Raw genomic sequence first — 21950 nt, forward strand, 5'->3', positions numbered from 1 at the left:
GACAATTCGCGCCTGAAGGTGAATCACAAACCGAGCAGACAATCGAACGAATCCCGAACGGAAAGCCGCTGGCCAGGCTGCTGATGCTGCTGGACAGCGCGGGATTCGCCGGCACGTCCGAGGCCGTCATGGATCTGTCCATTCCAGACGCGCAGCGGCCGGACTACGAGACCAGTGCAGAGATGTTCCGTGCGGTGCCGGAAGGGCAGGCGCCACCGGCCACCGCCGTGGAGGACGTCGGCCAGGAGTATTTCGAGGTCGGCCAGCGGCTGGCGGGTCCGCCGGTGGCAGGTCCGCAGTGGCGGTCGCTGGGTCCGACGACAATTCCCAATGGCCAGACGTACGGATCAGGCCGGGTCAATGTGAGCGGCCGCATTTCCGCCATTGCCGTGGACCCGGGCAATCCCGCGCACGTGCTCGCCGGCGCGGCCCATGGCGGAGTATGGGAGAGCCGCGACCGCGGGACAAGCTGGGCACCGCGCACCGACTACGCCGCCACGCTCACCGTCGGGGCGCTGGCGTTCGATCCGGTCACCCCGTCGACCGTCTACTGCGGAACCGGCGAGGGCAACTGGTGGTCGTGGCTGGGCGCGGGCGTGCTCCGTTCCACCGACGGCGGCACCACCTGGTCGACCCGATGCACGGCACCCTTTGTCGGGCAGGGCTTCTACGACCTGATGATCGACCGGGCGAACACCAGCCGCCTGCTCGCGGCCACCACGGGCGGGTTGTACACGTCGGCGGATGCCGGAGCCACCTGGACCCAGGCGCGTTCCGGTCCCACGTGGTCGATCAGCATGGCCGGCACGGAGGTTCTCGCGGCCGCCCAGGGCGGGCTGGTGCGCTCCACCGACGGCGGGGTGAGCTGGGCCGCCGTGACCCTTCCCGGCGCGCCCGGTTCGTTCGCCCGGCTGGCCGTCGCGATCGCGCCGTCGAACAGCGCGGTGGCCTACGCCTGGGGAGCGGCAGGGTCGAGCAGCTACCTGTGGCGGCGGGCCTCCGGCACCTGGACCGCGGTCGGCTCGCCGCCGGGCGCGTCGGCCGGGCAGGCCTGGTACGACTGGTTCCTCGCGGTCGCCCCGGACCGGGACACCCAGGTGTACTGCGGGGCGATCGACGCGCACCGCGGTGAGCTGTCCGGCAGCACCTGGACCTGGACGGACATCAGCAGCCGGACCGCAGGCGACTCGATCCACCCCGACCAGCACGCCATCGCGTTCGAACCCGGCCGCCCGGACACCGTCTACATCGGAAACGACGGTGGTCTGTACCGCAGCCCCGACCGCGGGAACACGTGGCAGCACTGCAACAACGGTCTGGTGATCACCGAGTTCGAGTACATCGCGCAGGACTTCGGCTCGGCCCGGTTCGTCGTGGGTGGCACGCAGGACAACGGGACGGAGCGGTGGACCGGATCGGCGGTGCTCACCCACATCGCCGACGGCGACGGCGGCGACTGCGCGGTCAACCGGGTCGACCCGCGAACGGTCTTCCACACCTACTACGGGATGTCCCTGGAAAGGTCCACCAGCCGCGGCGATTTCGGTACCTGGGCGAACATCCGCCCGCCGGTTCCGGCCGGCGAAGGCAGCCTGTTCTACCCGCCGTTCGAAACCAGCGCCACGAACGGGGACACCGTCGCGATGGGCGGCGACGCCGTCTACGTGTCCCGCAACAACGGCACCGCCTGGACCAGGCTCGCCTACCCCACCGCGGGCCGGTCCAGCGCGATGCACATCCCGGACGCCGACAACGTCTACATCGGACGGACCGACGGGCAGATCTTCCACTCCCGCTGGAACGGCTCGGCCTGGGGCGCGCTCACCACGCTCACCACGCCCCGGCCGGCCGCCGTCGTCAGTGACCTCATCGGTGGCGCGGCGCGGATGTGGGCCACGTACCGGACCGTCGGCGGCGGGCGGGTCTACCGCTCCGACAACGGCGGCACGAGCTGGACCGACTGCACCGCGGGCCTGCCCGCCCTGCCGGTCAACGCGATCGAGGTGGACACGGCCAATGCCAACCGGGTCTGGGTCGCCGCCGACCTCGGTGTCTACCAGAGCCTGACCGGCGGCACGAGCTGGGCGGACTACGCCAACGCACTGCCCAACTGCTACATCGGCGACCTGGTGTTCCACCCGCACGCGCGGGTGCTGCGCGCCGGCACCCGCAACCGGGGCCTGTGGGAGATCCCGGTGGACGGCTGGATGACGCAGCCGGTGTGCGGGGTGCAGTGGACGGGCACCCTCGCCGGCAACGCCACGGGCCGGTGGTTCACCTACGGCTGGCCGGCCACCTGGCATGTGCTGTGGACGGTCATGCCGACCACACCCCGGCCCGGGTCGCCCCAGGTGACCTGGAGCGTGGCGGTCGAGCGCGCCAGCGCCGAGTACGCCACCTACTGGATCACCGTCCAGAACCTCACCCCCGACCCTGTGACGTTCGAGGGCCGGTACTGCATCCTCAGCCGCTACTGAAACACCGGAGAATCCCATGTGGACGAACGTGCAATTCACCGGCACCCTCGCCGGCAACGCCACCGGCCGGTGGTTCACCTACGGCTGGCCCACCACGTGGCACGTGGTCTGGTACATGATGCCGACCTCGCCGCAGCCCGGCGCACCCGAGGTCGACTGGGACGTCGCCGTCGAGCGCGCCAACACCACCCAGTGCACCTACTGGCTCACGGTCAAGAACCTCACCGCCAACCCGGTGACGTTCGAGGGCCGCTATGCGGTGCTCTCCTAACCGGAACGGGGTAACACAGTCATGCGTATCACCATCTCGATCGACGGCGCCCCGGCGGTGGACACCAGCGTGCCGGAGGCGGCCACCACCGGCGCGGTCGCGGCGACCGACGCCGGACCCGCACCGGCGGCCGCACCGGGCACCGGAGCTCCGCCGGTGGGCGGCCCCGGAATCTCGGCCCAGGACGCGGTGACCGGCGAGTCCGCAGTGGACGCCGGGCCCGCACCGGCCGTCCCGCCAACCGAAGGAGGAGACCAGTGATCGAGCTGTTTCCCGTCACGGCGGGACTCCTGATCGGACTGGCGCTCGGCGTGTTGCGCCCGTCCTGGCGCGCCCCGCTGGGCGCCGGCCTTGCCGTCGTGCTCGGCACGCTGGCCACCGTCCTGTCCGGCGAGTACCGCATCAGCTGGGAGTTCCTGCTGATCGACATCCCGCTGGTGGCGGGGGCCGCGGCGCTGAGCTATCCCGGTGCCCGGGCGCTCCGCCTGCACCTGCACCGCCGGCCCACGCCGCCGTGACGGTGCCTCTCATTTACCGCGAGTCCCCAGTTCCAGCACCCGAGTTCGCAGTTCGGAACCGGGAACTCGGTTGCCTGAAGTGGGGACTCGCGGGTCTGAACCGGGGACTCGCGGGTTTGGGCCCTCAGGCCGCGGTGATCGCGAACACGTGCAGGTCCCCACCGTCCACCGAGTCGGGCAGGGTCACCTTGGCCACCTGCTTGGTGGCGTCCAGGGTGATCGGCGCGGTGGCGAACACGTAGGTGACGATCATCTGCTTGGTGCCGCCGACCGCATTGCGGTACGGGGTTTGTGCGGCAATCCGGTTGTTGAACGATATGGGCTGGCCGCCGGCGCCGAGGGTCCAGTCGGAGAAGCCGATCTGGGCGTTCTGCGTGGTGCCGTCGGTGTAGGTGATCACCAGCGTGCCGCTGGCCCGGCCGTTCGTCGCGCCGCCGAGGAACGCCAGCCGGGTGGCTCCGGCCGGCGCGTCGGGCAGGTTGACGGTCTGGCCGGCGACGAGCACGTTGTCCTGGTCGGCCACCGGAACCTGCGGCCAGGTATACGAGATTCCGTCCACCACCACGGTTCCACCGCGGGTGATGCCGGCCGCGGCCAGCGCGTTCGCGGACAGGCTGAACCCGACGAGGTCGTAGTTGCCCACCGCCATGTTGTCGTCCGGCGAGGTGCCGACGTTGTTGAACGCCGCGCGGAGGCTCCCCGGTTCGGCCGCCAGCACCTGGAACGTCGCGCTCGCCAGAGACGCGCCGCCGGAGCCGGTGAAGGCCACCGGAATCCGGTACGTGGTCTGCTCGGCGCCGGGGTCGACGCTCACCGTCACCGGCACGGTTGCCTTGCCCGCGGCCGGGATCTCGACCTCACCACTGGCCGGGGTCACGTGCAGCCCCGCCGGCGGAGAAGCGGTCCACCGGACGGTGGCACCGGCCCCGGTGAAGTCCTGCGCGCCGATCGCCGCCTCGCCGCTCCCACCCGCCGGGATCACCAGCCGGCTCGGGCTGACGAACCCGCGCTGCCCGGTCTCACCGTCGCGGAAGGACGGTGGCGCGTCCGCGGTCCCGCTGCCCCAGCTCGGATCCGGCGTGCCGGACAGCGTGAACTCGACCGAACCGCCATTGTTCACAAAGGACTCCGGCAGCCAGGTCCGGGTCATGGTCGTGCCGTTGACCTTCAGCCCGGTCACGTACGGCGCGTCGGTGGCCGCGGCCGGGGCGGTGATGTTCAACGTCGCGCCACCCGGACGGCTGATCACGACGGAGGTGAACAGCGGGCTGTTCAGCACCAGCTCGGCCCGGCCCGGAATCACCGGGTACATGCCGATCGCCGACCAAACATACATCGACGACATCTGGCCGAGATCGTCGTTGCCCACCAAGCCATCCGGCCCGGGCTTGAACAGCTCGCGCTCGACCCGCCGGGTGATCGCCTGCGTCTTGTACGGCGCGCCGACGTAGTTGTAGAGCCAGGGCGTGTGCATGTTCGGCTCGTTGCCGAGGAACGCGAACGGCTTCGTGGTACCGGCGTTGAGCTCGGTGAAGAACGTGTCGAGCCGCGGGACCACCGCCGCGTTCCCGCCCAAAGCGGTGAACAGGCCACGCGGGTTGTACGGCACCATCCACAAATACTGGGCGCCGTTGCCCTCCACCCAGCCCTCGCCGCTGCCCGGCACGAACGGCTCCAGGAACGACCCGTCCTTGTTCCGCGGCTGCAGCGAGGCGTTGGCCGGGTTGAAGATGTTCTGCCAGTTCTGCGCCCGCTTCATGAACGTCGACCAGGTCGCGCCGTCGCCGAGCCGCCGGGCCAGGTCCGCGATCGCGAAGTCGGCGCTGGTGTACTCGAGCGTGGTCGCGCCCGGACCCCAGACGTCGGGCGCTGCCATCGGCACGTAGCCGAGGTTCAGGTAGTCGGTCAGGCCCGGACGCTCCAGGTAGCCCTGGGTCGGCTGCGTCGCCCCGCGCATCATCAGCAGCAGCGCCTTGGACGCGTCGAAGTCCCTGGCACCGAAGGCATACGCGCTGGAGACGATCACGTGGTACGGGTCGCCGACCATCACGCCGGTGTAGTCGTTGGCCACCGTCCAGCGGTCCCACGACCCGCCCTGCTCCGCGAACGCGATCATCGATCGGGCGATGTCCGAGGTCTCCCGCGGCGCGATCAACGCCAGCAGCTGCGCCTCGGACCGGTAGATGTCCCACCCGGAGAAGTTGGAATAGATGGCGTGCCCACGCTCGGCGGCATGCGTTCGCCCGTCGAAACCCATATATGCGCCGTCCGCGTCGGAGAACACGTTGGGCTGCAACAACGAGTGGTAGAGCGCGGTGTAGAACGTGGTCCGCTCGGCATCCGTGCCGCCGGTGACCTTGATCCGGTTCAGCACGGTGTTCCAGGACGCCCGCGCCGCGATGGCGATCGCGTCGAAGGACTTGTTGCCGCTTTCGGCTTTCAGGTTCTTCCGCGCGCCGTCAAGGGACACGAAGGACAGACCGATCCGCAGCTGCACGGTGTCCGCGGCGAAGGAGTCGAACGTGACGAACGCGCCGGTGCCGGGCCCGGAAACCGTGGTGTCCATGGGGGTTACCGCGTTGACCGATGGCGCACCGGCACTCGCCGCCGCGCCCCGGGCCGCGGTCTTGGGGGCGTTGACCTTGTTCAGGTCGACTTTGGGGTCCGACCCGCCCTTCTCGAACGTCCGGCCCGGGGTGACCGCGCCGTTCTTCCAGGTGCCGAACGAGGCGAACGAGCGGTCGAATTCGGCCCGGAAGTACAGGCGATAACGGTCGTCCGCGCCGCAGAACCGGCCGCTGGTGACCCAGCCGGCGATGAAGTTCGAGCCGATCGTGGTCTCCGCGTCGTCCGCGCCCGCGATCGAGCCGGACGTGTTGAGCAGCATGGTCTGCGTCGCGCCGGCGGGAAAGGTGAACCGGCCGATGCCGGTCCGCTGGGTGAGCGAGAGATCCACCCGCGCGCCGGAGTCGAGCGAGACGCCGTACCGGCCGGGGCTGACGGTTTCGTTGGTGTGCGCGAAGCGCGAAATGTAGCGGGCCGGGTCGGCGGCGGGCGAAGTGGTGACCTCGCCGGGGAACGGCATGACCGGGAGGTCCTGGTAGGTGGAGCAGCCGGCGCCGGACAGGTGGGTGAGGCTGAACCCCTTGATCCGGTTGTCGTCGTAGAAGTAGCCGCCGTGCTGGTGGGTCACGGTGTCCGGGCTCCACTGGACCATGCCGAACGGCACGTCCGCGCCGGGGAACGTGTTGCCCGCGCCGCCGCCGGTGCCGAGGTCCGGACCACCGGGTTTGGTGCCGGTGTATGGGTCGACCAGGGCGGCGAGATCATCGACCGCGGTGGGCTCGGCGGCGTGGGCCGGGATGGCCGGGGCTAAGGCGGCGACCACCGCCAGGCTGATCGTGCTCGCGAATCTCCGCTTCCTTGAGGTGGTCATGGCGTCGCTGCCCTTCGTTGACAACCTTGTCGGCAAGGATTGACCGCGTAACTCACCTTCGTGCGAATCTTGAACGGCGTCAACCTCGCCCCGGGAACTTGTCCAGTCCTTTGACAACGTTGTCTACCTGTCACCCGGTGACACGCGGGCACCGGGCTACGTCGTTGGGGTGGACTTCGCTTGTCGCTGGCCCGAACCGCGCGGCGGCGGGGTTAGCGTGCCGGGCATGGGTGAACGAGAGAGCACGGCACGGGCCCGCGAGGTGGGCAGCTACCTGCGGCAGACCCGGGAGGCCGCGGGCCTGTCGCTCGCGGACATGGCGGAGCGGCTGGGTTGGTCGCAGAGCAAGGTGTCCCGCCTGGAACGCGGCGCCGCGGAAGCGATGCCGGTCGAGGTGGTGCGCTTCGCCGCGCATTGCGGCACCGGCATCGGCGAGGTCGACAGCCTCCTCGACTGGTTCCGCGAAGCGGCGCCACCGGGCTACTGGCTGTCGGATCGGTTGAGCTCGCTGATCTTCCACGAGACCGCGGCACAATTCTCGCAGAGCTACGACCCGCTGGTCGTGCCGGGACTCCTGCAGACCGAGGACTACGCCACCGCGCTCATCGGCCCGAAGTTCACGCCCATGCGGATGGAACGCCAACGCCTGGTGCACCGGCGGGGATTCCAGTTCTACATCCACGAGCAGGCGCTGCGGCTACCCGTGGGCGGCAACCGGGTGATGAACGAGCAGATGCTCAAACTCGCGCTCATGTGCGACCAACCCATGATCACGATCCGAGTAGTACCCACAGCGCTAGGCGAACGAGGCTCGTTGGGCGGGTCGTTCGTGCTGTTCCGCTACACGACGAGCGGTCCACTGCTGTATCTGGAGAACCAGTTCGTCGGGTTCTTCGTGGAGGACCACGATCATGTCTCTCGGTATCAGGAACAGCTGACGGTGCTCACCGACGTCGCCTTGAATAGAGGAGAATCGCGGGAGTTGCTCGCCGCGCTGGCGAGCGAGTTCGACCTACCGGAGGACTCCCGCAATGTTCCTGACGACCTGGCGAAAGAGCAGCTTCAGCGAGGCACCTGACGGCAACTGCGTCGAAGTAGCTTGGCGCAAGAGCAGTTTCAGCTCGGCACCTGACGGCAACTGCGTCGAAGTTGCCTACGCCCCACCCGGTGTGGTGGTGCGCGACTCCAAGAACACCAACGGCCCCATGCTGACCATCGGCCCAGAAGGGTGGCAGGCGTTGATCACCGCCCGGTCTGGCCGTCGATCTGCTCTCGGATGATGTCCGCGTGCCCGGCGTGCCGGGCGGTCTCCTCGATGACCGAGAGCAGCACCCACCGAAGATCGCGATTCTTCCCGTTGCGGGTCACCGGTGCGTCCGCGTCACCGACCGCGGCGATGATCTCGTTGCTGGCCTGACACGCCGCGCGGTAGTCGGCCCGGAGGGTCCGCACCGACACCGACGGGTCCACCTGCATCGATCGGTCGCCGCTGGCCTTCCCACCTGCGACGATCTCCCCGAACCACAGCGACTCCACGAACGTGAGGTGCTGCACCAGTCCGGCGATGTTGGTGCCCGACCCGACCGTGCTGCGCCGGGCGTCCGCCTCGCTGAGCCCGGCCAGCTTCTTGAGCACAGCCGCCCGCAGTCCCTCCAGCACCGCGCGAAGCTGCTCGACCTCGGGAGTCACGCCGGGAGCCTAGCGCCGCGTCCAGGTGATCCAGGGATCGAAGGTCTACGCGAGGCCGGGACATGCCTACGCCAAACCGGGACACGACTACCGCAGGGCGGGACACGCCCGAGACCCTTCCGGCCCGCGGGCGTGTCCCGCCTTCGCGTCGTTGTGTCCCGGCCTCCCGTAGCCATGGCCCGCCTTCCGGTAGCCGGCCCCAGCGAGATTGACAACCCGCGGCCCCTAGGTGTCTGATCTCCAGCACGATGACAACGTTGTCCAACCGCCGGGTCCGCCGGGCGACGATGAGCGACGTCGCGCGGCTGGCCGGGGTCAGCATCAAAACCGTGTCCCGCGTGGTGAACGACGAGCCAGGGGTGCACGTCGACACCGCGGAGCGGGTGCTGGCCGCCATCGAGCGGCTGGGGTTCCGGCGCAACGTGGGCGCGCTCAACCTGCGCCGCGGCTCGTCCACCGGAACAATCGGGCTCGTGCTCGAGGACGTGGGCAACCCGTTCTACTCCGGGCTCACCCGCGCGGTGGAGGAGGTGGCCCGGGGTTTCGGCCGGCAGGTGCTCACCGGCTCCTCCGACGAGGACGCGGCCCGGGAACGCGAGCTGGCGCTGGAGTTCTGCGCCCGCCGGGTGGACGGGCTGATCGTGGTACCGGCCGGCCTGCGCCACGGCTACCTGCTGCCGGAGATCAACTCGGGCACGCCGGTGGTGTTCGTCGACCGCCCGCCCGGCGACGTGCTGGCCGACACCGTGCTGGTGGACAACATCGAGGGCGCGGCCGCCGCGGTCGTGCACCTGGCCGCGCACGGCCACAAGCGGATCGCCTTCCTCGGCGACTCCCCCGACATCTACACCGCCACCGAGCGGCTGCGCGGTTTCCGCGAGGGTTGCGCGAAGGCCGGCATCGCCTACGACGAGCGGTTCGTGGCCATGGGCCCGCACACCGAGGCCGGCGTGGCCGCGACGTTGCGCCGGATCCTCACCGGCCGGGCCCCTGCCACCGCGCTGCTGACCGGGAACAACCGGATCACCGTGCACGTCCTGCGGGCCATCGCCGGCAGCCGCAGACGCCCCGCCCTGGTGGGTTTCGACGACTTCGAGCTGGCCGACCTGCTCAACCCGCCGGTCACCGTGGTCGCGCTGAACCCCGGCACGCTCGGCAAGTCCGCCGCGGAGCTGCTGTTCGCGCGCCTGGACGGGGACTCCGCGCCGCCGCGCCGGATCGTGCTGCCGGTGCAGTTGATGCCGCGTGGCTCCGGGGAGGTCTCGCCATGATCACCCCGGTTCGCCTGCCGGCCAACCAGCCGCCGCGGTTCTACCGGGGTGGCGCGTCGATCGCCGCACTGCGCGGGACTTCGACCGTCGAGTTCGGACCGGAGGACTGGGTCGCCTCGTGCACAACGCTGTACGGCGAATCGGAAGCCGGCCTGTCCGCGCTGCCGGACGGGCGCCGGCTGCGGGACGCCGTGCGCGCCGAGCCGGAGCACTGGCTGGGCGCCGGGCACGGCGACGAACCCGAGTTGCTGGTGAAGCTGCTCGACGCCGGGCAGCGGCTGCCGGTGCACTGCCATCCCTCGGACGCGTTCGCCTTGGCGCACCTCGGTTCCCGGCGCGGCAAGACGGAGGCGTGGGTGGTGGTCGGCACCAGCGGGCCGCACCCGACCGTCCACATCGGATTCCAGGAGGACCAGGATCCGGCCACGGTCGCGGACTGGGTGCGCCGGCAGGACTCGGCGGCGATGCTCGGCGGGCTGAACGCGATCACCGTTCAGCCCGGCGACACCGTGTTCGTGCCGGCCGGGGTGCCGCACGCCATCGGGGCCGGGGTGTTCATCGTCGAGCTGCAGCAGCCGACGGATCTCTCGGTTCTCCTGGAGTGGCAGGGATTCATGGACAGCGCCGATGCCGGGCATCTCGACCTCGGCTACCCCGCGGCGCTGGAGTGCGTGGACTACTCGGCGTGGGACGCGGGCACGCTGGTGCGCAAGCCCGAGGAGGACGCCGCGGTGGTCGACCTGTTCGAGTCGCGGGCCGACCCGTTCTTCCGCGCGCAGCGGATCAGCAGGGCGGCGGAGTTCGAGCCCGGCTACGCGGTGCTGGTCGTACTGGCGGGTTCCGGCGGTTTGTCGTTCGATGGTGGAACGTTGGCGCTGGGGAAGGGAGACACGGTGGTGGTGCCGTACGGGTCCGGGCGGACGCGGATCGACGGTGACCTGGTCGCCGTCCGCTGCCTGCCGCCGGGGGTGTCCGATGCCTGACCTCGTGCTGGAAGCGGACAACGTTGTCAAGCACTACGGGTCGGTGGAGGCGCTGCGCGGTGCGTCGTTCGACGTCCGGGCCGGCGAGGTGGTGGCGCTGATCGGGGACAACGGCGCTGGAAAGTCCACTTTGGTCAAATGCATGGTGGGCGCCGAGCAGCCGACCGCCGGCACGGTCCGGTTCGAGGGCCGCCCGGTGCACTTCAGCTCCCCCACCGAGGCGCGCGAGCTCGGCATCGAGACCGTCTACCAGGACCTCGCCGTCGCGCCCGACCTCGACCCGGCGGCGAACCTGTTCCTCGGCCGCGAGATGCGCCGCGCCGGGCTCCTCGGCTGGCTCGGCATGCTCGACAAGTCCGCGATGAAACGCCGTGCTGTCAGCGAGTTCGACCGGCTCGGCATCCAGCTGCAGGACATGGAGGTGCCGATCGGTGCGCTCTCCGGCGGCCAGCGGCAGAGCGTGGCCGTGGCCCGGTCCGTGGTCTGGGCCAGCAGGGTCGTGTTCATGGACGAGCCGACCGCCGCCCTCGGTGTGGTGCAACGGGAACGCGTGCTCGACGTGATCCGCCGGGTGCGCGACGAGGGCATCGCGGTCGTGCTGATCAGCCACAACATGCCGGAGGTGCTGGCCGTGTCCGACCGCGTCGAGGTGCTCCGCCTGGGCCGCCGGGTGGCCCGCTTCACCGCCGCCGACGCCACGCTCGAACAGCTCGTCGGCGCCATGACCGGCGCCCTGACCCAGGAGGAGGCGGCATGAAGCTTGCGGAATGCCGGGCGAGGGAGTTGGCCCACCGCGACGAGGGTAGGCCGAGGAACGAGGTCTGCCCGAGGAGTGGTCCGGTGACCCACCAGCCAAGGCGACCCACGACCATGGCCAACACTCCCGAGTTGGAGTGCACAGCGTGAGCACCACCAAGGCGTCTCCCGAGCTACAGCCGTCCACAGTGGACATCATGCGGCGGCGGAGTTTGAGCAACCGGATCTTCGGCGCCAACACGTTCTGGATCGGACTGGTGCTGGTCGCCCTGATCCTGGTGTTCAGCGTGATCTCCCCGGACGCGTTCCCGACCCTGTTCAACTTCCAGCGCCTGGCCATCGAGACCGCCGTGCTGCTCGTGCTGTCCGTCGGGATGACATTCGTGATCATCACCAGCGGTATCGACCTGTCCGTCGGCTCGGTCCTGATCTTCGCCGGCATGATGTCGGCGAAGACGATGGACGCGTTGTCCCCCAACGACAACGCCATCAACTCCGGCTGGGGCGTGGTCACCGTCGGACTCGTCGTGGCGCTCGCCTCCGGGGGCGCCTGGGGGTTGCTCAACGGGCTGCTGATCGCGAAGGCGCAGATCCCCGCGCTGATCGTCACCCTCGGTTCGCTCGGCGCCGCGCTCGGAGCGGCGAGCCTGCTCAACGACGGTTCGGACCTCCGCAACATTCCCACGGTACTCAAGCGGGCGCTCGGCTCCGGCACGTCGTTCCAGTACGTCCCGAACCTGGTGATCGTGGCCGCGGTGATCACGCTCGCGGCCGCGTGGCTGCTGCACACCACCCGGTTCGGCCGCTACACGTTCGCCGTCGGCTCCAACGCCGAGGCCGCGCGCCGGGCCGGCATCGGGGTGACCGGGCACCTGGTGAAGGTGTACCTGCTCAGCGGCCTGCTCGCCGGCGCGGCGGGGTTCATGTCGCTGGCCTACTACAGCACCACCGCGATCGCCGCGCACACCACGGACAACCTCAACGCCATCGCCGCCGTGGTGATGGGCGGCACGAGCCTGTTCGGCGGCATCGGCACCATGATCGGCACGGTGATCGCCGTGTTCATCCCGGCCGTGCTGCGGAAGGGCTTCAACATCGTCGGCGTCCAGGACTACTGGCAGATGATCGCGGTCAGCGTGGTTCTGGTTTCCGCGGTCTGGTTCGACCAGCAGCGGCGGCGTGCTCGGAATCAGTTGTTGTAGCAGCGACACCAACGGAGGTGTGTTTGATGGTGACAACCCGACGAGCGCTGATGGTCGTCGGCACCGCGCTGTCGGCCGCGGCCCTGCTCGCCGCCTGCGGCGGCCAGGTCGGCGACACGGGCAGCCAGCCGACCCAGGGCGACAGCGGCAACAGGAAGCTGGCCCTCGTGCCCGGCGTGTCCAACGAGCCGTTCTACATCTCCATGCAGTGCGGCGCCGAAGAGGAGGCCAAGAACGCCGGCTACACCCTGCAAACCCAAGCCCCGGCCAAGTTCGACGCCACCCTGCAGGCGCCGATCGTCACCGCCCTCGCCGCCACCAAACCGGCCGCGCTCCTGATCGCGCCGACCGACGACGTCGCCATGACCGAGCCGATGAAGCAGATCAAGGACCTCGGCGTCGTCGTCATCGAAGTCGACACCGCGCTGAAGGACACCTCCCTCGCCGCCTCCACCATCACCTCCAACAACGAGCAGGGCGGCACCCTCGCCGCCGACACCATGTCCAAGCTCGCCGGCACCAAGTCCGGCTCAGTCCTCGTCCTCGACACCAAAGCCGGCACGTCCACCACCGCCGCCCGCGCCAAAGGCTTCAAAGACCAACTAGCCAAGTACCCCAACCTGAAGCTGATCGGCGTCGAGTTCACCGACAACGAACCCGACCAAGCCGCCGCCAAAGTCACCGCGGCCCTGTCGGCGCACCCCGACCTCGTCGGCGTCTTCGCCACCAACCTGAACACCGGTGAAGGCGCCGCCACCGGCCTCCGCAACGCCAACAAGTCCGGTCAGGTAAACCTGATCGGCTTCGATGCCAGCCCCTCCGAAGTCCAGGGCCTCACCGCCGGCGACTTCCAGGCCCTGATCGCCCAGGACCCCGCCACCATCGGCAAAGAAGGCGTCAAACAAGCCATCGCCAAACTCTCCGGCCAGGACGTCAAACGCAACATCGAGGCCCCCCTGGTAGCCATCACCAAGGACACCATGTCCGCCAACGAGAAATACTTCTACAAGACCAAGTGCTGACTCGGCATCGGGGTGGTGCTCACCGGCGCCACCCCGGACGCCAGCGCCCCGAGCTCGGCGGCATGCTCCAGGTGCGCCGACGGATGTGACGCGCCGTCCGTCGTGTGCTCATGCATGCCGAGGGCGTACCCGGCAAACAGGACCACGTACCCGTCCGATTTCGCCGCCACCGTCCACTCCTCCGGCAGATCCAGCGGCGCATGATCAAGTAACGGCCGGAACCGCGGCCACTGCAGCGTCACCGTGTGCCGGTCGTCGATCCACACGTGCCAGCCGTGCAGCGGGCGGAAGTCCAGGTGCTCCAGATCCGTGGTCAGGTGCAGGCCGCGCGCCAGCGCTACGCGGTACAGCGCGTCGGGCATCAACCCGCCCCCGTTGGCCCGGTCCGGTGCCTCGCCCTCCATGAACAGCGCCGCGTGGTCCCCGTGGTTCTGCCACACACCCGCTTGAACGTGCAACTCACTACCGATCACGGTCCCCGACCTCCCTGTGTCACACCCCTCGGACAACGTACGGACACCGGGATCGCATAGTTCATCGCGTAATGTATTGATAACAGACCAAATATCCCTAGTGGTTGAAATTACTTAGGGAAATCGGGCTATTTGCTTGACGCGTTCGAAGAATTGAACTATTCCATCCCATATCGTGGATTCAGGACGGCATCCATCAGCGATGACGAGAGGTGTGTTGGCGTCTCACGTCGCTGTGTTGGCGCACCACGTCGCTGCGTTGGCGCACCACGTTGCTGCGTTGGCTTCTGGCGCGGGTGTGTTGGCTGGTGACGACGACGCCGGACACCGCCGCCGGCAACCTCGACGCACACTCGGCCAACACAGCGACGCTGCCGGCCAACATGGCGATGTCAGAGGCCAACGTGGCTACGCCAGGCGCAAACACAGGTGCATGAGGTGCCAACTCAGAGGGAGGCGATCCACGCTTCGGCGGCGGCGTAGGGGTCGAGTTCGCCGGCGGCCACCTGCTTGGCGAGGGTGTCGAGGGCTTCGGCGCCGTGGAGGTGGCGCAGGCGGGTGCGGAGGGTGTCGAGGGCGATGGCTTCGATCTCGGCGGCGGCGCGGTGGGTGCGGCGGGTTTGGAGTTCGCCGTGGGACACCAGCCAGGTGTGGTGGGTGTCGAGGGCGGTCATGAGGTCGTCGAGGCCCGAGCCCGTGGTGGCGGTGGTGCGGATGATCGGGGGGCGCCAGTTGGGGCCGGTGATCTCGCGCCGGCCTAGGGAGATCATGTGGGAGAGGTCGTGGACGGTGCGGTCGGCGCCGTCGTGGTCGGACTTGTTGACCACGAAGATGTCGGCGACTTCGAGGATGCCGGCCTTGGCGGCCTGGATGCCGTCGCCCATGCCCGGAGCGAGTAATACCAGGGTGGTGTCGGCGAGGGAGACGATGTCCACTTCGGACTGGCCGACGCCGACGGTCTCGATGAGGATCACGTCGCAGCCGGCGGCGTCGAGGACGCGGAGTGCTTGGGGGGTGGCCCAGGCGAGGCCGCCGAGGTGGCCGCGGGTGGCCATGGAGCGGATGAAGACCTCGGGGTCGGTGGTGTGGTCGTGCATGCGGATCCGGTCGCCGAGCAGCGCGCCGCCGGAGAACGGGGAGGACGGGTCGACGGCGAGAACGCCGATCCGCTTGCCGCGGGCCCGGAACGCGGTGATCAGGGCGGAGGTGAGGGTGGACTTGCCGACGCCGGGCGGACCGGTCAGGCCGAGCACGTGCGCGCCGCCGGTGTACGGGGCGAGCGCGGCGGCGACCTCGCGCAGCGCCGGGCTGGCGTCCTCGACCAGGGAGATCAGCCGCGCCACGGCGAGCGGCTGGCCCTCCCGGGCACGGGAAACGAGCTCCGCCGGCGGGGAAGCAACGTGACGTTGCTTCCCCTCCAGGGCATGAACGTGACGTTGCTTTCCCATCAGTCCTTCGGCACGCGGACGATCAAGGCGTCGCCCTGGCCGCCGCCACCGCAGAGGGCGGCCACGCCGAGCCCACCGCCGCGGCGGCGCAGCTCGTAGGCCAGGTGCACCACGAGCCGGGCGCCGGACGCGCCGATCGGGTGGCCGAGCGCGATGGCGCCGCCGTTGACGTTGACCTTCGCCGGGTCCAGGCCGAGCTGCTTGGTCGACACGACGCCGACCGCGGCGAACGCCTCGTTGATCTCCACCAGGTCCAGCTCCGAAATCGCGAGGTCGGCCTTCGCCAGCGCGGCCTTGATCGCGTTGGACGGCTGCTCGTGCAGGCTCGCGTCCGGCCCGGCCACCACGCCGTGCGCGCCGATCTCGGCGATCCAGGACAACCCCAGCTCCTCGGCCTTCGCCTTGGACGCCACCACGACCGCGGCCGCGCCGTCGGAGATCTGCGAGGACGAGCCGGCGGTGATCGTGCCGTCGGCGGCGAACGCGGCGCGGAGCTTGGCCAGTTCGGTGACCGTGGTGTCCGCGCGCACCCCCTCGTCGGTGTCGAACACGAGCGGCTCGCCCTTCCGCTGCGGGATGCTCACCGGCACGATCTCCTCGGCGAACAGCCCGTCCTTGATCGCGGCCGCGGCCCGCTGGTGCGACGCCGCCGCGAACGCGTCCTGCTCCTCGCGGGTGACGGCGTAGCGGGCGTTGTGCTTCTCCGTCGAAGCGCCCATGGCCACCTGGTCGAACGCGCAGAACAACCCGTCGTGCGCCATGTGGTCGAGCATCGTCACGTCGCCGTACTTGAACCCGGAACGCGACTTCGGCAGCAGATGCGGCGCCTGCGTCATGGACTCCTGCCCACCGGCCACCACGAGGTCGAACTCGCCGGCCCGGATCAGCTGGTCGGCCAGCGCGATCGCGTCCAGCCCGGACAGGCACACCTTGTTGATGGTCAGCGCCGGCACGTCCATCGGGATCCCGGCGGCCACCGCGGCCTGGCGCGCGGGGATCTGCCCGGCGCCCGCGGTGAGCACCTGGCCCATGATCGTGTACTGCACCTGCTCGGGGCGAACCCCGGCCCGTTCGAGTGCCGCGCGAATGGCGAACCCGCCGAGTTGGGCGCCGGAGAAGTCCTTGAGCGAGCCGAGCAGACGGCCGATCGGGGTACGCGCCCCGGCCAGGATGACGGAACCGGACACTGGTGCCTCCAGGGCAATGCGAACGCTGGTTAACAACGACGATACTCGGCGCCGCCCACCCCGCGAGATCGCATTGTGAGTAGCCGCACATCAGAAGGTTACCGGCGGGTAAGCCTGACGTATTCTCGAAAGATGAACGAGGCGCTCAAGCCGTACGTGACCGCGGTCGACCACGTCGGCATCGCGGTGCCCGACCTCGACGAGGCCATCGCGTTCTACCGCGACACCCTCGGCTTCGAGCTCGCCCACGTCGAGACCAACGAGCGCCAGGGCGTCCGCGAGGCCATGATGCGCGCACCCGGCGACGCCGGCACCGGCACGGCCATCCAGCTGCTCGCCCCGCTCGGCCCGGACACCACGATCGGCAGGTTCCTCGACCGCCGCGGCCCCGGCGTGCAGCAGGTGGCGCTGCGCGTGACCGACCTCGTCGCCGTCTCGGATGCCTTGCGCGCCAACCAGATCCGCGTCCTCTACGACGAGCCGCGGACCGGCACCGAGAACAGCCTGACCAACTTCGTGCACCCCAAGGACACCGGCGGCGTGCTCATCGAACTAGTGGAGCCGGCCGGCACTGAATAATTCGCCAGGTGGACACCTCCGAGCTGTACCAGCGGTTCGCTTCCACCGAAGCACGCGGCGAGTCACCTTGCTACGAACGCTGGGCCGAGGGCGTGGCCGGCGACCCCGAGCTGTTGCGCCTCATCGAGGCGCTGCCGGATCCGAAACGGCAGCCCAACCTGGTCTTCGCCGCAGTGCGTTACCACGGCTACGAGTCCGGCCCGTTCGCCGGCTTCCGCATGTACCTGCTCGACCACTGGGCCGAGATCCGCGAGACCGTCCTGGTCCGGCGCACGCAGACCAACGAGGCCGGCCGGTGCGCCGTGCTGCTCCCGCTGCTGGCCAGGCTGCCGCAGCCGCTGGCGCTGCTCGAGGTCGGTACCTCCGCCGGGCTCTGCCTCTATCCGGACCGGTACAGCTACCGGTACGGCGATCTCCCGCAGCTGGATCCGCCGGCCGGCCCGAGCGCGGCGGTCGCGGTCTGCGCGATCGACGGCCCGGTGCCGGTGCCGGATCGGCTGCCGGAGGTCGTCTGGCGCGCCGGCATCGACCTCAACCCGCTCGACGTCACCAACGACGAGGACGTGCGCTGGCTGCGCACCCTGGTCTGGCCCGAGCACGACGCCCGGCGGGCCCGGCTCGCCGCCGCCGTCGAGATCGCCCGAGCGGACCCGCCGCGCCTGACCGCCGGGGACCTCAACGAGCACGTCGCCGCCGTCGCCGGGGAAGCCCCGCCCGGCGCCACGCTGGTGATCTTCCACTGCTCGGCGCTGGCCTACCTGAAGCCCCCGGAGTGGGCGGCGTTCATCGCCACGGTGAGCGGCCTGCCCGGGCACTGGATCTCCAACGAAGTACCGGAAGTCCTCGCCGGCAACGTGGATTCGCTCCCACCACCGCAGAACCGGGGCACGCTGTACAACGTGCTTGCCCTGGACGGGACACCGGTCGCCTACTCCCGCCCCCATGGCCAGTCGCTGGAGTGGTTCGGCGTGCGATGAATGACTCATTCATAGCGTCCGGTGCACTGAATGCGTCATTCAGCGCACTACCGGCCGCCCGGTCAGTGCCCCGGCGATGAACGCCACCTCGCGGTCCATCGACGGGTCGCCGGCCTCGTCCTCGTGCCGCGCCACCGAGTGCCGGTAGCTGACCGCGAGCGCCAGCAGCCCGGACGCGGCGTCCACGTCGGCCACCGCGAGCCCGCCGGCGCCGGCCGCCACGATCACCGCGCGGACCTGGTCGACGACCCGGCGGAACCGCTCCTGCAGCGCGTCGCGGACCGCCCGGTGCGTGTCGGCCTCGCGCCAGAGCAGGTGGGACAGCAACCGGGAGGCCTTCATCCGGGCGTCCAGCTCGGCCACCAGCCGGCACAGGCTCGCCGTCAGGTCGCCCGGCACGACGATCCGCGCCGGCTCGATCCGCTCGTCCGGCAGCCGCTCCACCAGGGCGGCCAGCAGGTCCTGCTTGCGGGCGAAGTAGTAGTGCACCAGGCCCTTGGGCACCCGGGCCCGCGCGGCGATCTTGGAGGTCGGCGTGGCGTCGAAGCCGGACTCGGCGAACAGCTCCTCGGCGGCGACGAGAATCCGCTCCCGGGTGCCGGGGTCCTCACCACCCATCCTCGACCACCCCTTTAGCGCCGGCACGTGGCCCCCACGTTAGGGGACCACGTGCGTTGCTACCAGAGGATCAGTGCTGGCCGGCCGCGCCCCGGCTGGCGGCCTGCGCCACCGGGAAGGCGGCGGCGCCGGCGATGACGGTGAGCCCGCCGATGATCCACGACGTCCAGGAGATGCCGGTGAACTCGGTGTAGCCCATCACCCACGGCGAGATGAACATGAGCACGCCGAGCACGATCTGCACGGCCTCGCCATAGATCAGGCCCGGCATGGCCAGCGACACCAGCCCGTCCAGCGCCACCAGCGCACCCAGGATGATCATCGTCCACATCGCGGCGTTGTTGGTGTCCATCCAGATGAACGACAGCGCCGCGACCACACCGAGTACCACCTCGGCCCAGTCATGCGGCCTGGTCCAGGGCCGGACCGCGGTCACGTCTGCCATTTCGAGACCTCCTCCATGTTCCGGAGAGTTGCCTATGTCCCTGCATCTCCACTCTGCACCTTGGTTGGCCGGCCGGTCAAGAACCGTGACATGTACGGCCGTTCACCCGTGACGACCCCGTCACACTTGGCTGGTTCTTGAACGTTACCGGTGGGTAACCTCCGGCGAGGAGGTCGGACAATGCAGAAGATCCTCGATGCGATCATGGCCGACGAGCTGGGCGAGGTCGGTTCGCTCCCGGTGCCGGACTTCTACCGCGCGGTGACCGTGCATGCCGACGAGGTGGAGATGTTCGACGGCCGGGACCACGCCGGCAAGGACCCGCGGGAGTCGCTGCACGTCGAGCCGGTGGCCACGCCGGAGCTGGGCCCGGGCGAGGCGCTGGTGGCGGTGATGGCGTCGGCCATCAACTACAACACGGTCTGGACGTCGATCTTCGAGCCGATGCCCACGTTCGGCTTCCTGCAGCGCTACGGCAGGACCTCGCCGCTGGCCAAGCGGCACGACCTGCCCTACCACGTGGTCGGCTCGGACCTCGCCGGCGTCGTGCTGCGGGTCGGCGCCGGGGTCAACGCCTGGCAGCCCGGCGACTCCGTGGTCGCCCACTGCCTGTCCGTCGAGCTCGAGCACCCGGACGGGCACAACGACACCATGCTCGACCCCGAGCAGCGGATCTGGGGCTTCGAGACCAACTTCGGCGGGCTGGCCGAGCTCGCCCTGGTCAAGGCCAACCAGCTGATGCCCAAGCCGGCGCACCTGACCTGGGAGGAGGCCGCCTCGCCGGGTCTGGTCAACTCCACCGCCTACCGCCAGCTCGTCTCGCCCAACGGCGCCGGCATGAAGCAGGGCGACGTGGTGCTGATCTGGGGCGCGTCCGGCGGGCTCGGCTCCTACGCCACGCAGTTCGCGCTCAACGGCGGCGGCACCCCGGTGTGCGTGGTGTCCTCGCCGGACAAGGCGGAGCTCTGCCGGTCGATGGGCGCCGAGCTGGTGATCGACCGCCGGGCCGAGGGCTACCGGTTCTGGGCCGACGAGCACACCCAGGACCCCAAGGAGTGGAAGCGGTTCGGCGCGCGGATCCGCGAGCTCACCGGCGGCGAGGACCCGGACATCGTGTTCGAGCATCCCGGCCGGGAGACGTTCGGCGCGTCGGTGTATGTGGCCCGGCGCGGGGGCACGATCGTCACGTGTGCGTCGACCAGCGGGTTCATGCACTCCTACGACAACCGGTACCTGTGGATGAACCTGAAGCGGATCGTCGGCTCGCACTTCGCGAACTACCGGGAGGCGTGGGAGGCCAACCGGCTCGTCGCGCGTGGGGCGATTCACCCGACGGTGTCCAAGGTGTACCCGATGGCGCAGACCGGGCAGGCCGCCTACGACGTACACCGCAACGTCCACCAGGGAAAGGTCGGCGTGCTGTGCCTGGCTCCGCGCGAGGGGCTCGGCGTCCGGAACCACGAGCTGCGCAACAAACTTCTGGCTCAGATCAACCGATTCCGCAGCGTGTGAACACCATACTCACAGGTGCGCGGTAGCGTAGTGCACATGGCTGTGGGCGCGGATCACGATCTCGTACCGTTGGGGCCGGGCTTCGACGTGACGAAGCGGGGGTACAACCGCCACCAGGTGGACGAGCATCTCGAGCATGTGCAGAACCAGCTCGTGATGCTCGCCGCGGACCGCAACAACGTTGCGGCACAAGCGGATGATCTCGCCCGGCAGCTGGAGTCGTCGCGGTCGGAGATCGACGAGCTGCGCGGTCAGGTGGAGCGGCTGGCGCTGCCGCCGACCACCCTCGAAGGCCTCTCCGAGCGGCTCCAGCGCATGCTCCGGCTGGCCCAGGACGAGGCCACCGAGACCAAGGCCCGCGCCGAGGCCGAGGCCGGGCACATCCGCGCCAAGGCCGAGGCCGACGGCAACGAGCTGCGGGCCAGCTACGCCAAGCTCCTGGCCGGGCTGGACGAGCGGCGCGCCGAGATGGAGGCCGAGCACCGCGGCGTCCTGGAGAAGGCGCGCGCCGAGGCGGCGCAGATGCTCCGCGTGGCCGAGGACGAGCGGCGCCGGCTCGAGGCGGAGGCCGCGCAGCGCCGCACCCAGATCGAGGAGGACTTCGAGATCGCCATGGCCTCCCGCCGCACCGAGTCCATGCGGGCGCTGGCCGAGCAGGAAGCCACCAGCAAAGCCGAAGCCGAGCGCCGGGTCCGCGAAGCCACCGAGGAAGCCACCAAACGCCGCCAGGACGCCATCAACGAAGCCAACGCCCGGCTCAAGGAAGCCACCGACGAGGCCCACCGCCGCGTCCGCGAGGCCACCGAGGAAGCCAACCGCCGCATCACCCACGCCGCCCAGCGCGTGTCCTCTTTGCGGGCCCTCCGCACCAAACTAGCCGACCAACTCCACGCCGCCCGCGACCTCCTCGCCGACGCGCACCTGACCCTGGACAAGGCCGCCCCCGCCCTGGAGCCCCTCCCCGAAGAAAAAACCCCCACCCCCGACGCCCCCGCCAAAACCATCAAGCCCGCCCCCGACCCGGACGCCACGACCGAAGCCAGTCCCCCACGCGAGCACTGGGAATCCGCCGAGGTCGCCCCGCCC

22 protein-coding genes are annotated in these 21950 nt (G+C 69.8%); 15 read left to right on the forward strand and 7 right to left on the reverse strand.

The window, feature by feature from the left end; translation table 11 throughout:
- The first annotated feature begins 83 nt into the window (after positions 1-83).
- Genes VGR06_RS11090 through VGR06_RS11105 form a run of 4 tightly spaced genes read left to right on the forward strand, consistent with a single transcriptional unit; the run spans position 84 to position 3266 of the window.
- The gene (locus VGR06_RS11090; RefSeq protein ID WP_327558926.1) at positions 84-2477 is read left to right on the forward strand and encodes a hypothetical protein; all 2394 of its coding nucleotides are present in this window, start codon (positions 84-86) and stop codon (positions 2475-2477) included.
- A 16-nt stretch (positions 2478-2493) separates the two neighbouring features.
- Positions 2494-2748 carry a hypothetical protein gene (locus VGR06_RS11095; RefSeq protein WP_327558927.1) on the forward strand — a complete coding sequence of 85 codons (255 nt, stop codon included), beginning with the start codon at positions 2494-2496 and terminating at the stop codon, positions 2746-2748.
- A 21-nt stretch (positions 2749-2769) separates the two neighbouring features.
- Complete coding sequence (locus VGR06_RS11100; RefSeq protein WP_327558928.1) at positions 2770-3009, forward strand: hypothetical protein; 240 nt, start codon at positions 2770-2772, stop codon at positions 3007-3009.
- Positions 3006-3266, forward strand: a complete 261-nt coding sequence (locus VGR06_RS11105) for a hypothetical protein (protein ID WP_327558929.1) — start codon at positions 3006-3008, stop codon at positions 3264-3266. Before VGR06_RS11100 ends, VGR06_RS11105 begins: the two co-directional genes overlap by 4 nt.
- A 124-nt stretch (positions 3267-3390) precedes the next feature.
- Here the strand turns inward: VGR06_RS11105 and VGR06_RS11110 are convergent, their stop codons facing one another.
- Entirely contained in the window at positions 3391-6702 is a 3312-nt protein-coding gene (locus VGR06_RS11110) for a GH92 family glycosyl hydrolase (protein WP_327558930.1), read from the reverse strand.
- Positions 6703-6928: 226 nt separating this feature from the next.
- On the opposite strand from VGR06_RS11110, the gene VGR06_RS11115 reads away from it, so the two are divergent.
- Positions 6929-7780, forward strand: a complete 852-nt coding sequence (locus tag VGR06_RS11115) for a helix-turn-helix transcriptional regulator (RefSeq protein WP_327558931.1) — start codon at positions 6929-6931, stop codon at positions 7778-7780.
- Positions 7734-7982 carry a DUF397 domain-containing protein gene (locus tag VGR06_RS11120; RefSeq protein WP_327558932.1) on the forward strand — a complete coding sequence of 83 codons (249 nt, stop codon included), beginning with the start codon at positions 7734-7736 and terminating at the stop codon, positions 7980-7982. Before VGR06_RS11115 ends, VGR06_RS11120 begins: the two co-directional genes overlap by 47 nt.
- On the opposite strand, the gene VGR06_RS11125 is transcribed toward VGR06_RS11120, so the two are convergent.
- Positions 7945-8391 (reverse strand): DinB family protein, encoded by a 447-nt coding sequence (locus tag VGR06_RS11125; RefSeq protein ID WP_327558933.1) that lies wholly within the window; start codon positions 8389-8391, stop codon positions 7945-7947. The two genes, VGR06_RS11120 and VGR06_RS11125, sit on opposite strands and share 38 nt — an antisense overlap.
- Positions 8392-8678: 287 nt before the next feature.
- Here VGR06_RS11125 and VGR06_RS11130 point away from each other — a divergent pair, with 287 nt between their 5' ends.
- The 5 genes from VGR06_RS11130 to VGR06_RS11150 all read left to right on the forward strand — a co-directional run bounded on the left by VGR06_RS11130 (position 8679) and on the right by VGR06_RS11150 (position 13625).
- Positions 8679-9662 (forward strand): LacI family DNA-binding transcriptional regulator, encoded by a 984-nt coding sequence (locus VGR06_RS11130; RefSeq protein WP_327558946.1) that lies wholly within the window; start codon positions 8679-8681, stop codon positions 9660-9662.
- Complete coding sequence (locus VGR06_RS11135; RefSeq protein ID WP_327558934.1) at positions 9659-10645, forward strand: class I mannose-6-phosphate isomerase; 987 nt, start codon at positions 9659-9661, stop codon at positions 10643-10645. Before VGR06_RS11130 ends, VGR06_RS11135 begins: the two co-directional genes overlap by 4 nt.
- Positions 10638-11402, forward strand: coding sequence for an ATP-binding cassette domain-containing protein (locus tag VGR06_RS11140; protein WP_327558935.1), 765 nt, complete (start codon positions 10638-10640; stop codon positions 11400-11402). Before VGR06_RS11135 ends, VGR06_RS11140 begins: the two co-directional genes overlap by 8 nt.
- Positions 11403-11598: 196 nt before the next feature.
- Complete coding sequence (locus VGR06_RS11145) at positions 11599-12603, forward strand: ABC transporter permease (protein ID WP_327558947.1); 1005 nt, start codon at positions 11599-11601, stop codon at positions 12601-12603.
- 26 nt (positions 12604-12629) lie between these two features.
- Positions 12630-13625: an ABC transporter substrate-binding protein gene (locus tag VGR06_RS11150; protein WP_327558936.1), complete on the forward strand. Its 996-nt coding sequence runs from the start codon at positions 12630-12632 to the stop codon at positions 13623-13625.
- Here VGR06_RS11150 and VGR06_RS11155 read toward each other — a convergent pair.
- From VGR06_RS11155 to VGR06_RS11165, 3 genes are all read right to left on the reverse strand, one after another.
- Complete coding sequence (locus tag VGR06_RS11155; protein WP_327558937.1) at positions 13607-14098, reverse strand: hypothetical protein; 492 nt, start codon at positions 14096-14098, stop codon at positions 13607-13609. The genes VGR06_RS11150 and VGR06_RS11155 overlap by 19 nt on opposite strands.
- Before the next feature lie 446 nt (positions 14099-14544).
- Positions 14545-15546 (reverse strand): methylmalonyl Co-A mutase-associated GTPase MeaB, encoded by a 1002-nt coding sequence (meaB, locus tag VGR06_RS11160; RefSeq protein ID WP_327558938.1) that lies wholly within the window; start codon positions 15544-15546, stop codon positions 14545-14547.
- Positions 15546-16733: an acetyl-CoA C-acetyltransferase gene (locus VGR06_RS11165; RefSeq protein WP_327558939.1), complete on the reverse strand. Its 1188-nt coding sequence runs from the start codon at positions 16731-16733 to the stop codon at positions 15546-15548. The genes meaB and VGR06_RS11165 overlap by 1 nt, the downstream gene beginning before the upstream one ends.
- A 132-nt stretch (positions 16734-16865) precedes the next feature.
- On the opposite strand from VGR06_RS11165, the gene mce reads away from it, so the two are divergent.
- Both mce and VGR06_RS11175 read left to right on the forward strand, forming a co-directional pair.
- A complete protein-coding gene (gene mce / locus VGR06_RS11170) occupies positions 16866-17312 on the forward strand; it encodes a methylmalonyl-CoA epimerase (protein WP_327558940.1) in 447 nt (148 codons plus the stop codon).
- A gap of 8 nt (positions 17313-17320) precedes the next feature.
- Positions 17321-18289, forward strand: a complete 969-nt coding sequence (locus VGR06_RS11175; RefSeq protein ID WP_327558941.1) for a DUF2332 domain-containing protein — start codon at positions 17321-17323, stop codon at positions 18287-18289.
- 39 nt (positions 18290-18328) lie between these two features.
- On the opposite strand, the gene VGR06_RS11180 is transcribed toward VGR06_RS11175, so the two are convergent.
- Both VGR06_RS11180 and VGR06_RS11185 read right to left on the reverse strand, forming a co-directional pair.
- Entirely contained in the window at positions 18329-18907 is a 579-nt protein-coding gene (locus VGR06_RS11180) for a helix-turn-helix domain-containing protein (RefSeq protein WP_327558942.1), read from the reverse strand.
- A 70-nt stretch (positions 18908-18977) separates the two neighbouring features.
- Positions 18978-19352: an SPW repeat protein gene (locus VGR06_RS11185; protein ID WP_327558943.1), complete on the reverse strand. Its 375-nt coding sequence runs from the start codon at positions 19350-19352 to the stop codon at positions 18978-18980.
- A 180-nt stretch (positions 19353-19532) separates the two neighbouring features.
- Here VGR06_RS11185 and ccrA point away from each other — a divergent pair, with 180 nt between their 5' ends.
- Both ccrA and VGR06_RS11195 read left to right on the forward strand, forming a co-directional pair.
- Complete coding sequence (gene ccrA, locus VGR06_RS11190) at positions 19533-20864, forward strand: crotonyl-CoA carboxylase/reductase (protein ID WP_327558944.1); 1332 nt, start codon at positions 19533-19535, stop codon at positions 20862-20864.
- Between the two features lie 36 nt (positions 20865-20900).
- Positions 20901-21950: chromosome segregation protein (locus tag VGR06_RS11195; RefSeq protein ID WP_327558945.1), on the forward strand; the 1050-nt coding region annotated here is incomplete at its 3' end.

Origin of the sequence: Actinophytocola sp., from assembly GCF_036002505.1 — a bacterium.
Classification (GTDB): Bacteria; Actinomycetota; Actinomycetes; order Mycobacteriales; family Pseudonocardiaceae; genus DASYTH01.

Coding starts and splice junctions, on each gene's coding strand:
- VGR06_RS11090 (WP_327558926.1), top strand. CDS start 84: ATGCTGCTGGACAGCGCGGGATTCGCCGGCACGTCCGAGGCCGTCATG.
- VGR06_RS11095 (WP_327558927.1), top strand. CDS start 2,494: ATGTGGACGAACGTGCAATTCACCGGCACCCTCGCCGGCAACGCCACC.
- VGR06_RS11100 (WP_327558928.1), top strand. CDS start 2,770: ATGCGTATCACCATCTCGATCGACGGCGCCCCGGCGGTGGACACCAGC.
- VGR06_RS11110 (WP_327558930.1), bottom strand. CDS start 6,702: ATGACCACCTCAAGGAAGCGGAGATTCGCGAGCACGATCAGCCTGGCG.
- VGR06_RS11115 (WP_327558931.1), top strand. CDS start 6,929: ATGGGTGAACGAGAGAGCACGGCACGGGCCCGCGAGGTGGGCAGCTAC.
- VGR06_RS11120 (WP_327558932.1), top strand. CDS start 7,734: ATGTTCCTGACGACCTGGCGAAAGAGCAGCTTCAGCGAGGCACCTGAC.
- VGR06_RS11130 (WP_327558946.1), top strand. CDS start 8,679: ATGAGCGACGTCGCGCGGCTGGCCGGGGTCAGCATCAAAACCGTGTCC.
- VGR06_RS11135 (WP_327558934.1), top strand. CDS start 9,659: ATGATCACCCCGGTTCGCCTGCCGGCCAACCAGCCGCCGCGGTTCTAC.
- VGR06_RS11140 (WP_327558935.1), top strand. CDS start 10,638: ATGCCTGACCTCGTGCTGGAAGCGGACAACGTTGTCAAGCACTACGGG.
- VGR06_RS11145 (WP_327558947.1), top strand. CDS start 11,599: ATGCGGCGGCGGAGTTTGAGCAACCGGATCTTCGGCGCCAACACGTTC.
- VGR06_RS11150 (WP_327558936.1), top strand. CDS start 12,630: ATGGTGACAACCCGACGAGCGCTGATGGTCGTCGGCACCGCGCTGTCG.
- meaB (WP_327558938.1), bottom strand. CDS start 15,546: ATGGGAAAGCAACGTCACGTTCATGCCCTGGAGGGGAAGCAACGTCAC.
- mce (WP_327558940.1), top strand. CDS start 16,866: ATGAACGAGGCGCTCAAGCCGTACGTGACCGCGGTCGACCACGTCGGC.
- VGR06_RS11180 (WP_327558942.1), bottom strand. CDS start 18,907: ATGGGTGGTGAGGACCCCGGCACCCGGGAGCGGATTCTCGTCGCCGCC.
- VGR06_RS11185 (WP_327558943.1), bottom strand. CDS start 19,352: ATGGCAGACGTGACCGCGGTCCGGCCCTGGACCAGGCCGCATGACTGG.
- ccrA (WP_327558944.1), top strand. CDS start 19,533: ATGCAGAAGATCCTCGATGCGATCATGGCCGACGAGCTGGGCGAGGTC.